Raw genomic sequence first — 12,412 nt, 5'->3', positions numbered from 1 at the left:
GGCAGATCGCGGGGAAGCGGTAGGGAGTGCACTGATTCCAGGGAACGCATGTCCGGGAGGTTCTGGGCGTGCGTTTCTCTGTGTTAGTCGGCCATCGATGACTGGATGCGACGATCGAGGTCGTCGAGCTCGGCCAGCAGTTCGGAAGCCACCCACACTCGGTCGCGTTTGCGTCCGGTGATCTCCTGGATGAATCCTGCTTCGGTGAGCTGGTTCACCGCCTTGTAGGTCTGCTGCTCGGATGAGCCCGAACGCTGCTCGATCTCGGATGCTGCCATCACCGGGTGGTCGTAGAACGCCGGGATGAGCGCGGCGACGGCCGATCCGGCGCGCGGACGCAGTTCTGCCTTCCATTCGGCGGGCATCGAGGTGATGCGCGCGATCGTCTCGCGAGAACACAGGGCGGCTGCTCGTGCGGAGCGCGCGAACAGCTCGATCACCGCGTCCGGCCGGCCGCGTCGATATTCTCCGAGGGTGGCGAAGTAGTCCTCCCGTCGAGCAAGCAGCCCGCTCGCGAGGGGAATGACGGTGTTCCGGGTCACTCCGCGGCGCCGCAGGACGGCCGATACGAGCGCTCGCCCGATACGTCCGTTGCCGTCGGTGAACGCATGGATCGACTCGAACTGCGCATGTCCGATCGCCGCTTGCACCATCACAGGGATGTCATCGCGGTTGAGGAATGCGATGAGGTCGCCCATCAGTGCGGCGACTCGTTCGGGAGCCGGAGGCACGTGGAGCGCGTCGCGTGGCGAGTGGTCGCTGCCGCCGATCCAGTTCTGCATATCGCGCAGACGGCCTGCGTAGGCAGCTTCCAGCGGATCATCCTTCATCAGCGCGCGATGTGCGGCGAGCACACGGTCGAGATCGAATCGCTCCTCATCGACGCTGGTGACGAGCCCGTGCAAGGCGGTGCTCGCCGCGACCATGCTCGTCGCAGAGGCGTTCGAACGGTTGCCCGCCAGTGCTTTGGCGTAGTCGACCGAGGTCGCGGTGATGCGCTCGATCTTCGAAGAGGCGACCGACTCCGAGCGGATCATGAATCGGCTCAGTGCGGCCGAGTGGCCATCAGCGTCGGTGTCGGCCTGCGCGATGGCAAGAATCGCCTGCTCGGTGGCTACAGCTACGGAGGGCGGAGGCGTGTAGTCGAGATGCGCGATCATCGGCGGGATCGTCGCTTCGACGGACGACATCATGCGGTCCGCGCGAGTGCCGCCTCTGGCCTGCTGTCGCCAGGGGAGGATCTCGACCGCGTGCGCGGGCCACGCCTCTGCGGCGCCCTTGCGGTCGATCGAGACGCTCATAAGCTGATTATCGCATGCGTTACTAAGGTTTGCTTAATGTAAAGACGAGTAGTGGAATCGTTGCTCGGCTTTCACGCAGACGCTCTCCCGGCGTCCACCTGCACGGTGGTTGCGGGCACATAACAGGATCGCCGATCGCGTGCGCCTTCCTTCGACGCCATGTGCACCGCACCTACGGCGGCGCCGACGAGATCATGCGCGAGATCGTCGGACGGCAGATCGCGGGGAAGCGGTAGAGGGTGCGCTGATGGGCTCTCGGGTCGGGGAGGTCGATGAGTCACGCGGTGTGCTCGCTAGACTCGCGCTCGTGAATAACTCGACCGCTCTCCGCCTATACGTCTGGGCGCTCCTCGCCATCGGAGTGGTGCTGACGATCTGGGGTTCGGCCGTGTCGGCATCGGTCGGCGGTCTCGCCATGTTGGCGTTGGGTGCGGCGAGCGTTGCCGCAGGACTCGTTCTCATCGGAGTCCGCATGTGGGCCGGTGCGGAGACGGGATCGCGTCGAGGATGAAGGTCGAGAGCCTCGTCGATTCGCGTTGCTCCGTCATGTTCGACGACCGGTGATGCCGCAAATGGATTCAAGCTGCTTTGCGGCGGGGTTCTCGTATATCTCGGCCCTCGGGTTCGGACTCGCGTCGATCGTGTTGAGTTCCTGGTTGGTGATGCTGATGCGGGCCGTCTATAGGGAAGCTGGTGGCTTCCGGAGCGGTCTTGCGAACGCGACGCCTCTTTGGGTCCCGGGTCTTGCCGGTATCGCGGCTCTGTTTCCCATCGGAAATTCGCTATTCGACTGGATAGAACGCTGCATTCCGGCTACGGGTTGGTCTGCGCCGGGGGCACTGATCATCGGGCTCGGTCTTGCTCTGGCATCGGTCGCTGTAGGCCGGCTGATATTCGGCCGCGTCCGCGTGAGAAACGCTGCAGATTCATTCGTGAACCGCGAAGCGACCAGTCCTCAAGATCTGACAACAGGTGCGTGGACGACAGAAACGGGGCCGCCCAACCTTCCCGCAGAGCGTCGGCGAGTCATCGTCGAGTACGCGGTCACCTACGCAGTCGCGGATCTTGTCCTACTCATCGGCATCGGGCTCGCGTAGCCGGAGTGGCTTGGGAAAGGCATCGCTCTGACGGCGCCATGGACAGTGTCCGTCCCTCGCGCTTGAATCGAGGGCATGACCCACGCGCTCGTCTCGATCCTCGAAGACCATGTCTCGCGCGGCACCGCCCGATGCCTGATGCACTCCTGGGCTCAACCGGCATCGCTCGCGGCTACTGGTCAGGCCTGCAATCGAGGGGAAGTTCGTCGAGTCTCCCAGACGAGATGACTGCCGCCGTACAAAGTTCGCCGGTTGAGCGACCTGGTCTAGTCGGCAGGGCGTCACGACCTTTCACAGTTCTCCTGCCAACTGTGTAGGGATGAACTCGTTATCGACTGCCCATAGCGGCGGTACCTCGGTATCCGCTATTTCTTTGCTATGCGGCAGTAACACCCTCCGCAGCTCATCCTTCGAAGGGTCCGCCTGTGGTCGGTCGTCCTCGAGGCGTTGTCGCCTCGCTCCTTGTTGCTGCGCTCATCGTGATCGCTCCTGATTCCGCGGCGGTCGCCGACGCGATGATCGTGCAGGGGGTGAGCGCCGGTGCTCCGGCATCCGCCCCGATCGAGAATCGTGACATCCCCGATAACGGCGGGCTGTCTGAAGAAGACGTCGAGCGTCTGGGTGGCGAGCCTGAGGCTCCGGCCGAGGAGCCCGCGCCGGACATGCCCGAGGGTGAGTTCGTCGTCCCGACAGCGGACCCCGTCGCACCGGTGACGACTCCAGCTCGGCAAGCGACGGTATTCCAGAAGACCGACAACGACGGCGCTGCGATCGCCGAACGCGCAGAAGAGGGCGAGGTCGTCGCGCAGGACACCTATTCGACGACGGTCGAGACTGAGGAAGGTTCGACGATCCGCAAGGAATCGACCGAGCCGCTGAACTTCCTCGATGAGGCCGGCGATTGGGAGGAGATCTCCACTGAGGTGACGAAGGACGGGTCTCGCTGGACCGCCGAGGACCACCCGCTCTCGCCGTCGTTCTCCGACCGTGCGGACTCTGATACGGCGGTTTCGCTGGAGTCGGACGGGCATGAGGTGTCGTTCTCGCTCGACGGCAGCGCTGACAGCCGTGCTGAGGCGGACTCGACGGATGGCGAGACCACCGACTTGCTGCGCTTCGAAGACGTGCGGGCGGGGATCGATCTGGAGTATCAGGTCGAGCCGGGCGGGGTGAAGGAGACTCTCGTCCTCGCGAAGGCTCCGAAGTCTGCGGCGAAGTGGACCTGGAGCATCGACGTCGGTGATCTGACGCCGGTGCTCGCCGACCACGATGTCTTGGAACTGCACAACGCGGAGGGTGCCGTGGTCATGCACGTTCCCACCCCGGTCGTGTGGGACTCCTCCGGTGAGGAGGGTATGCGCGAACCAGCGCTCATCAACCCGACGGTCGGCCTGGTGCAAGCCGCGGATGGTGCGTGGGAGTACTCGATCGAGGTCGACAGCGAATGGCTGAAGGCTTCCGAGCGCGTCTATCCCGTGTCCGTCGACCCGACGTTCCAATGGGGTCCTCCGCATCAGCGCTCGTTCAAGTCCGACGGCGCGGTCTACATGGACCAGTCCCACATCGGCAACACCCGGCAGAACAACCAGAACGTCTTCTGGCGCACGTATACGTGGTTCGATGTGACCCCGGCATACAAGAAGTTCCTCGGGAACGCGCAGCTGTACGCGGTGTACGCGGGTCAGGGAACGACCATCGGCTACGGTGCGGCCGTGAATAAGGGCACGGGCGACTGCTACAACTGCCGCGGGGACTGGCTGGCCGACTTCTCCCTCGACGGGGGCGCCAACTACACATCCGGTGAGGGGATCGGGCGTTTCATCGTTAACTATTTCGGATTGAACTATGCCGCGATCCCCGTGCATATCCAAGGGTGGGAGAGCTCGGACTACACCTATAAGAAGATCGCCACGGCGATGTACATCGAGTACTGGGATTATCCGACGGTCACGCAGACAGCTCCCGCGAACGGTGTCACTGGGCAGTCTCTGACGCCGACGCTGTCGGTGTCGACGACGAACTCCTCGCCGCACTCGCCGGCGCAGGCGCAGATGTTCGAGGTGTCGGCGAACGCCGACATGTCCAGTCCGGTGTGGTCGAGCGGTTGGGTCGAGCCCAAGACGGTGACTGTCCCGGAGGGCAAGCTCCTTCCTGGCACGACCTACTACTGGCGTGCGAAGACGAAGGACGCACATGACACGTGGCTGGGGCAGAGCACGCAGATCACGACCGCTGTGCGCACGCTGACGACACAGTTTGTCCCGCCGACGCCGCCGGTCGCGACGGCGACACCAGGTAACGCGACCGGCCTGCCCGAGACGATCGTTACACTGACCCCCACGCTCGTCGTGGACGCTGTCACCGACCCCGACAACTTCCCCGTCGGCGCCGAGGTGAAGTACGAGTTCAAGATCGCGACGGGCGCGGACGGCAAGTCCGGTGCGGTCTTCACTTCCGGCCTGATCTCGGCCGGTAGCGACGGCAAGGTCCGCTGGACGGTGCCAGAAGGAACTCTCCGCGACGGCAACATCTACTCGTGGGTCGTGCAACCCACCGACGGGGTCGGCAAGAACGTCACACCGGCGTGGGTGAAACGGATCAAGGTCGACATGCGCCTCGGCTCGTCCGGGCCCTCGCCGTTCGATTCGACGGGCCCGGTCACCGTGAACCTCGCGAACGGAAACGCGAACCTCTCGTTCTCCTCACCTCTGGTGAGCACGCTCGGCGGGCCTATCGGCATGGCCTTCGCTTACAACTCGCAGGGCGCCAACGCGCTGCGAGGTTTGGTCGGGTCGTACTACGACGGTCGCGACACGCTCGGCAACATCCCGACCACGCCCGCGGGCTACACGTTCACGGGCAAGACGCCGCTGATGGTGCGGACGGATGCTGCGCTGTCCTTCGACTGGGCAGCGGGCAGTCCCGGGCCGGCGCTCGCCGCGGACCACTACATGGCGCAGTGGAACGGATTCATCCGGATGCCGCATGCGTCGAGCCAGTGGAAGCTCGGTGTGCGTCACGACGACGGTGTGCGCCTGCGGCTCAACGGTGCCACAGCGCTCGACAAGTGGACCGGCGGCACGACCGAGGTGGAGTGGTCGGGTGCACAGAACCTGACGACCGCGCAGGTGCCGATCCAGCTCGACTACTACGAGGCGACCGCGAACGCCCATGTCGAACTCTGGGCGGACGATCTCGCCGACAGTGCGGGGCCGGTGATCGTGCCCGCGTCGTGGTTCAACACGCAGCGCACGACCCTGCACGAAGGCTGGACCACATCCACCCCCATCGCGGGGGCGGCGTCGAGCTGGGCGAAGGCGTCGATCGAGGCGCAGGCCGTGGTGCTCACCGACATGGCCGGCGGCACGCACACCTACGCCCGCACGTCGAACGGCGGCTTCACTCCTCCTGCGGGCGAGTACGGCGTCGTGTCGATTGACGGTGTCGGCCGCGTCGTCATGACCGACGAAGACGGCACGGTGACGCAGTTCGCCGCCAACGGCACGGTCGAGTCGGCGACGTCACCTGCTGATGGCCAGAAGCCTGCGGCACCCGTGATGGTCTACAACTCCGACGGCACGGTCAAGGAGATCGTCGATCCGCTGTCGAAGGACGGCTCGAACTACCTCCGTAAGGTTTCGTTCGTCTATCAGAACGCAGCGCAGACCGCCTGCCCGACGCTGCCACCGAGCAATGAAGCCCCACGGACTGGACAGCTGTGCCAGATCACGTATCCGACGCTCGACGGTGGTGCGGCGCCGACGACGAACCTCTACTACGCGAACGGGCAGCTGTGGATCATCGAAGATCCGGGTGCCGAGCGCACGGTGTTCCAGTACGACGCCAGCGGGGTGCTGAAGTCGGTTCAGGATTCGGCGGCGAGCGACTACCTGCTCGCGACGAACACGGCTGTGGGGACCGCAGCCACGACGACAGAGATCACCTACGCGTCCGACCGTGTGTCCGCGGTCACGCTGCCCTCTGCGGACGGCGGTACGGCGCCGCGGATGCAGAAGAACTACGGCTACGACCTCGTAGGCCGCACCTCGACGGTGTCGACGCAGGGCGTCGCGAACTCGACCAGCACGGTCGCGTACGACGCGGTCTGGCGGCAGACGTCGTCGGCGAGCCCGCTCGGTGTCACGGCCGCGCAGCAGTGGCATGCGACGAAGGACCTGGTGCTCTCATCGACGAGCTCGACAGGTCTGAAGTCGACGACGATCTACGATCCGGCGACGGATCGTGCGACGGATTCGTTCGGCCCGGCGCCGGCGGCGTGCTTCCAGGCGAGCGGATGGCCTGTGGCGAATCCGGTCGGAGCGAGCGGCTGCGGCATCCTTCCGGCTCACACGTCGACGACGTATGACGGCGGGATGCAGGGGCTCCAGGCGACGTACTACGCGAACCCCACGTTGAGCGGTAAGCCGGCGTTGATCGACTTCGGCATTGGCGGTGCGGGCGGATCGGTCGACCGGAACTGGGGTGCGGTGTCGCCCGGTGCTGGTATCGCGGTCGACAACTGGTCGCTCCGTTTGACGGGTCTGGTGACGTTCCCGGCCGCGGGTCAGTACACGTTCGTCACGAACAGCGACGATGGCGCTCGGGTGTGGGTGGGTGACACGCTCGTGGCCGACAAGTGGGAGACCGGTGCACTGGAGCGGGTCGGAACACCGATCACGGTCGCGGCGGGCGAGACGCGCCGTATCCGTGTGGAGTATCGCGATGATGCGAGTGGTGCGTCGTTGCAGCTCAAGTGGCGCACTCCGTCGTCGGGCACGACGGCTTCGGTGGTGCCGGGGACGGCGCTGCGTCCGGACTACGGTCTGGTGACGCGGACGACGACAGATGACTCGACGACGATGCCCGATGCGGCGGCCCCGTCGACGACGGCATCCGTGACGTATCAGCATCCGTGGCTGGGTCAGGCGACGGCGTCGACCGTTGATCCCGACGGTCTCGCGCTGACGACGGCCACGTCGTTCGAGCAGCCGGGTGCTGCCGGGTGGCTGCGACGACTCACGCGCACGCTCCCAGCAGGTGGAGCGGCCGGTGCTCCGGCGACCGCGAAGACCACGAGCACGTACTACGGCGATCTTGAGACCGCGCCGGCCGTGTGCGGCATTCCTGCGGGGACGCGGCAGTTCGGTATGACGAAGTCTGTCACTGGGCCGACTCCGGCTTCGGGTGGAGCGATCACGACGGAGTACGCGTATGACGCGTGGGGTCGCACGGTCGGCACGAAGACGACCGGTGACACGGCCTGGTCGTGCATCGGCTTCGACAGCCGCGGTCGCACTGTCTCGTCGAGTGTTGTCGGTCCGACCGGGGTCCCGACGATCTCGAGCACGACGACGCAGACGGCGCGGGCTGTCGGTGGCGGGTACACGGTCGCGACCACCGGCGTCGCTGTCGCCGGATCACCGAACAACTCGACGATCACGACGGCGACAGACCTGCTCGGCCGCACCGTGAGCTACACGGATGTGTGGGGCACGGTCACGACGCCGTCGTACGACCCGGCGTCTGGCCGCGTGACACAGATCTCGACCACGCCCGCGGGCGGGACGGCGTCCGTCACGGCGTACTCGTATGACGCGGATGGCAAGGTGACGATCGTCACGGTCGATGGTCAGCAGATGGCGAACGTGACGTATGACGCGTTGCAACGGTTGTTGAAGATCGTGTACCCGGATGGTTCTGCTCTGAACAGCATTGGTCGTGATCAGGCGCAGCGGGTGGTGGCGCAGGAGTGGATCGTCGCCGGGCAGATCGTGTCGGATAACGTGGTGCGGTCGCAGTCGGGTCGTGTGGTGAAGCAGGCCACGGGAACGGGTTCGACGACCCACACATCGACGTATGGGTATGACACGGCGGGCCGGTTGGTGTCGGCGGCGATTCCGGGGCATCAGTTCACGTATGCATTTGGCGCGTCGGGTGGGTGTGGTCCGAACACGGCGGCGGGCATGTCGGGGAACCGGACCGGTCTGACGGACGTGTGGACGGCGCCGGGGCAAGCCGCGGTGACGACGTCGACGTCGTACTGCTATGACTGGGCGGACCGGTTGCTCTCGTCGACGGTGACCGGTGCGGTCCCGGGAGCGACGACGGTCGCGGATGGTCTTGCAGCATCCGAGATCACGTACGACGTGCGCGGGAACACCAAGCGTCTCGGGGACATGCAGTTCTCCTATGACGCGGCGAACCGGCACGTGGGGACGACGTACGACGATGGCACGACGGTGGCAATTGCGCGGGACGCGACGGGGCGGATCGTGTCGCGCACGATGGATCCGGCGGGTTCTGCGCCCGCGGTGACGACGAAGTACCTGTACGCGGCGGGTGGGGATGCGGCGTGGGGGCAGAAGGTCGGCTCCGACCTGACACGCAGCATCGGGTTGCCGGGTGGGGTGTCGTGGACGAAGCAGGCGTCGACGGTGACGTGGTCGTTCCCGAACCTCAATGGGCACGCCCTCATCACACGGACGGGGACGACGACCGGGCGGCTGATGCTGTGGGATCCGTTTGGGCAGCCGGTGGATCCGGTCACGTTCGCGATCGGGACCGCGGCGACGGATGACATGGGGCAGGTCGCGGGGAACACGTTGTGGCATCAAGGGGCGTTGAAGCCGGCGGAATCTGCGGGCTCTGCGCTGGTGGTCGAGATGGGCGCACGGTTGTATGTGCCCGCGCTCGGACGGTTCCTGCAGGTGGATCCGATTGAGGGCGGCGGGGCGAACGACTATGCTTGGCCGACTGACCCAATCAACGGACACGACCTCAGCGGCGAAAAATGGTCCGGAAAGAAATTCTCCAGGACCCCGATGCCAAAATCTGTGGTGAGCGTAGTTAACAAAAGAATCACGCCCGTCAATTCACGCGCTCAGTCCGCGAAAATCGTGCGCTCGCGTTCGACGGCTTCTGTTCCGATGCTGGAAACCGATACCATCTCTGATAAGGACATTTGGAACGGCTTGTCGCTAGGGTTTGGCATCACCGCTGTCGTTCTCAATGCCCTCGGCACGATTGCGGCCGGCGCCTGCATTTACGGGGCGCATGTTTGCGCCGGTGCCGCTGTTGTGTCGAAAGGGCTCGGCGTTGCAGCGCTGCCCTTTGCTTTAGCATCGAACGTCACCGACTGCATAGGCAATGATTGGGACGGAAAATGTTGGGCAGGTTGGCTATACACTGCCGGGATTATTGGGTCAACAGCGATGGCGATCCCGTTTGTGTCGAACGGCGCTTCAGCGGCTTTCGGGGGGGTTTGGCTCATGACTTCTCGAGATGCATTTTAGTGTTGCCGGAGACATCGGTACGCAGTTTGAGGACGGAATCATGCCTATAATCATCGCGGTGATATTCGGATTACTTGGGTTGTTCGCGATAGCAACAGGGGTCGGCTCGATCATCATGCGATATCGCATGTCCTCCAACATGATCGAAGCTGGAGTTGTCCGTGGGTCGAAAGCCACGATCCAACTGTATGTCATCGCCCTCGGGGCGGTGCAGATCGCAGTCGGCGTCCTACTCTTGGGCCTGGGGTTTGTGTTGCCTGAGCGGGCCGATCAGCTTCAAATTGATTCCGTAATCGTCGCTGTCATTCTTCGAATGGGTGCATGGTCAACGATCGTTACTGCCCTAATGTTGGTATTAGGTGCGGTCGGCTGCATCGTGGGTATATTGCAAATTCGCAATTATTTGCATAAGCGCGCTCGCGTCGATCGTATCGGGCAGCAATCCTTGCCAAAACAATCAATTATCGTGTCCAGTATCGTCATCCTTGCTTTCGGCCTCGTAACCTTCGCGGGCGGAGCCGTCCTATTCGTCTATATGACCGTCTACTAACCTCCTCATCTGCCTGTGGGAGGCAACACCGCGTGGTCGACACGCATGGGGGTATTACGCGTCATGCTCATTCAGGTATTCGTTTCGACGAGTATCGGCGGGTAAACTGCGGCCCGTCGGGTTCCCTCTTTGTCGCACTTAACTGGGTTAGTGGCATATATCTCGATGCCGCAGCAAGTTCTGCTGCCCGTCGCCACCAACTTGGAGTCGCGGAACCTCTTTCAGATGTTTCGGCGATCGCACCAGATGTGAAGGGATCGCCCGCGTAGGACGCACGTTGCCTTCGATCAGATCGATGACCCGTGCTTCGACCTGTCGGCCGCCGAGCTCGTCGGCGGCGACTTCTTCCTGCAGGGAGTCGTGGAGCGGAACGACGCCATGGTCATGTACGACCAGAGACCGGTGCCGGCTCGGGCGAGCAGACCTGTGTGGTTCTCGAAAGCGTGGTGCGCGTCGCTGAAAGCCAAAGAGCAGCGTGCCTTACTGGTGGTCCCTAACGCGAAGGGATTCGAAATCGCCGACGAGGCCGCGACAGGAGCGCTGATCCTGGAGTCGATCGAGACGGAGCCGGGCATGGTCACCTTCGCGGGTGCGATCCTCTGCATCGTTCGAGTGGCTGTCGCGGATGATCCACAGGGGCACCTGTTTGTCGACGAGCATCCGCTTGCGCGAGCAACGCCTGACAGCGGCCAGCACTCGTGACGCCGACGGGCCCCCATGGACAGTGTCCGTCCCCCGCGCTTGAATCGAGAGCATGACCCACGCGCTCCTCTCGATCCTCGAAGACCATGTCTCGCGCGGCACCGCCCCGGGGATCATCGGCGTCACCGGCGCCCCTGACGGGCGGGTCGACGTCGTCACGGCCGGAGACCTGAGCGCGGATGCGATCGTGCGCATCCAGTCCATGACCAAGCCGGTCCTGACGGTCGCAGCGCTGCGGCTCGTGCAAGACGGACGTCTGGGTCTCGACGACCCGGTGGAGCGATGGCTGCCCGAGCTCGCCGACCGCCAGGTGCTGCGAACGCCGACATCTCCGCTCGATGACGTCGAGCCCGCGAAGACCCCCATCACGGTGCGGCATCTGCTGACCAACATGTCGGGCTACGGCATGATGACGGCGCCGAGTCCCCTGCAGGATGCGATGATCGCCAACCAGACGCAGGCCGGGCAGGAACCCGTCGCCCTCGGCGCGCAGGACTGGCTCGACGCGCTCGCCACCCTGCCGCTCGCCTTCCAGCCGGGCACCGGATGGCGCTACCACCACTCGTTCAGCATCCTCGGCATCCTCCTCTCCCGCCTGGTCGGCGGCTCCCTCGAGGAGCACCTGCGGACCGATCTGTTCGAGCCGCTCGGCATGGTCGACACCGGCTACACGGTGCCCATCGATCAGGCGCATCGGCTCCCTGCCGGGTATCGCCACGACGAGAACGGCGTGCTGGTCGAGATCGAGCCCGCCGCCGGCGGCTTCTCCGTCGCGCCGGCACCGTTCGATCTCAGCCACGCGGAGCTCGTGTCGACGGCATCCGACTATGCGGCATTTGCACGGATGCTGGCGGCCGGCGGAATCCACGACGGGAAGGTCGTCGTCGAGGCGGGCCTGCTCGATTTGCTGCGCACCGATCAGGTACCCACCGCGGCGAAGGCAGAAGACAGCTTCTTTCCGGGATTCTGGAACGGCACGGGATGGGGCTTCGGCGTCGCGGTCGTGACCGAGGGCGAGCACGCCGGACGCTACGGCTGGTCCGGAGGCCTCGGAACCGACTTCTTCGTCGACCCCGACGGCTCGTTCACGATCATGCTCGCCCAGGTCGAGATGGGGGAGGAGATGATGGGGCTGTTGGGGGATATCCAATAGCAGGGGTAGGGGTGTCGTCGCGGGCGATGTGCAGTGGGGATGCTCGGCGCATGTCGGTCGGATGCCGGGATCGGCATGTGTGCGGGGGATGGCCGCCGAGAGCGATGATCACGGTCGACCTGCGGGGTCACTGTCCGCGCTCGGTGTGGGGCGAATGCGGACCTTCGATGCGGAACGGATGCTACGTTTCGCCTCGCTACCCGAAGCCTTCGCAAGCTCCAGAATGACCAATATACTTCGAACAGACTTTCGAATGTCGGATGGATCGCGGGTAAACTGGGGGCATGTCGAAGCTCCCTGGTCTGGTCGAGGCGGTC

7 protein-coding genes are annotated in these 12,412 nt (G+C 64.6%); 6 read left to right on the top strand and 1 reads right to left on the bottom strand.

The features are described 5' to 3' along the window. Positions 1-83: 83 nt before the first annotated feature. The gene (locus tag DW306_RS05610; RefSeq protein ID WP_240747084.1) at positions 84-1,301 is read right to left on the bottom strand and encodes a Fic family protein; all 1,218 of its coding nucleotides are present in this window, start codon (positions 1,299-1,301) and stop codon (positions 84-86) included. Between the two features lie 29 nt (positions 1,302-1,330). Here DW306_RS05610 and DW306_RS05605 point away from each other — a divergent pair, with 29 nt between their 5' ends. The 6 genes from DW306_RS05605 to DW306_RS05580 all read left to right on the top strand — a co-directional run bounded on the left by DW306_RS05605 (position 1,331) and on the right by DW306_RS05580 (position 12,095). Beyond that, the gene (locus tag DW306_RS05605; RefSeq protein ID WP_136054634.1) at positions 1,331-1,537 is read left to right on the top strand and encodes an acyl-CoA dehydrogenase family protein; all 207 of its coding nucleotides are present in this window, start codon (positions 1,331-1,333) and stop codon (positions 1,535-1,537) included. A 71-nt stretch (positions 1,538-1,608) separates the two neighbouring features. After that, positions 1,609-1,812 carry a hypothetical protein gene (locus tag DW306_RS05600; RefSeq protein ID WP_136054633.1) on the top strand — a complete coding sequence of 68 codons (204 nt, stop codon included), beginning with the start codon at positions 1,609-1,611 and terminating at the stop codon, positions 1,810-1,812. A 1,011-nt stretch (positions 1,813-2,823) separates the two neighbouring features. Beyond that, positions 2,824-9,690 carry a PA14 domain-containing protein gene (locus DW306_RS05595; RefSeq protein ID WP_136054632.1) on the top strand — a complete coding sequence of 2,289 codons (6,867 nt, stop codon included), beginning with the start codon at positions 2,824-2,826 and terminating at the stop codon, positions 9,688-9,690. A 40-nt stretch (positions 9,691-9,730) separates the two neighbouring features. Further along, the gene (locus tag DW306_RS05590) at positions 9,731-10,240 is read left to right on the top strand and encodes a hypothetical protein (RefSeq protein ID WP_136054631.1); all 510 of its coding nucleotides are present in this window, start codon (positions 9,731-9,733) and stop codon (positions 10,238-10,240) included. Positions 10,241-10,618: 378 nt separating this feature from the next. Continuing rightward, on the top strand, positions 10,619-10,942 hold the full coding sequence (locus DW306_RS05585) for a hypothetical protein (RefSeq protein ID WP_136054630.1): 324 nt from the start codon (positions 10,619-10,621) through the stop codon (positions 10,940-10,942). 52 nt (positions 10,943-10,994) lie between these two features. Next, positions 10,995-12,095 carry a serine hydrolase domain-containing protein gene (locus DW306_RS05580; RefSeq protein ID WP_136054629.1) on the top strand — a complete coding sequence of 367 codons (1,101 nt, stop codon included), beginning with the start codon at positions 10,995-10,997 and terminating at the stop codon, positions 12,093-12,095. Positions 12,096-12,412: the final 317 nt, after the last annotated feature.

Origin of the sequence: Microbacterium sp. K24 (genome assembly GCF_004794465.1) — a bacterium.
Lineage (GTDB): Bacteria > Actinomycetota > Actinomycetes > Actinomycetales > Microbacteriaceae > Microbacterium.
This window is presented reverse-complemented; position numbering and strand designations above follow the sequence as displayed.

Bases quoted from the DNA above. Each gene is read 5' to 3' on its own strand.
- DW306_RS05610 (WP_240747084.1), bottom strand. From the start codon at position 1,301: ATGAGCGTCTCGATCGACCGCAAGGGCGCCGCAGAGGCGTGGCCCGCG.
- DW306_RS05590 (WP_136054631.1), top strand. From the start codon at position 9,731: ATGCCTATAATCATCGCGGTGATATTCGGATTACTTGGGTTGTTCGCG.
- DW306_RS05580 (WP_136054629.1), top strand. From the start codon at position 10,995: ATGACCCACGCGCTCCTCTCGATCCTCGAAGACCATGTCTCGCGCGGC.
- DW306_RS05585 (WP_136054630.1), top strand. From the start codon at position 10,619: ATGGTCATGTACGACCAGAGACCGGTGCCGGCTCGGGCGAGCAGACCT.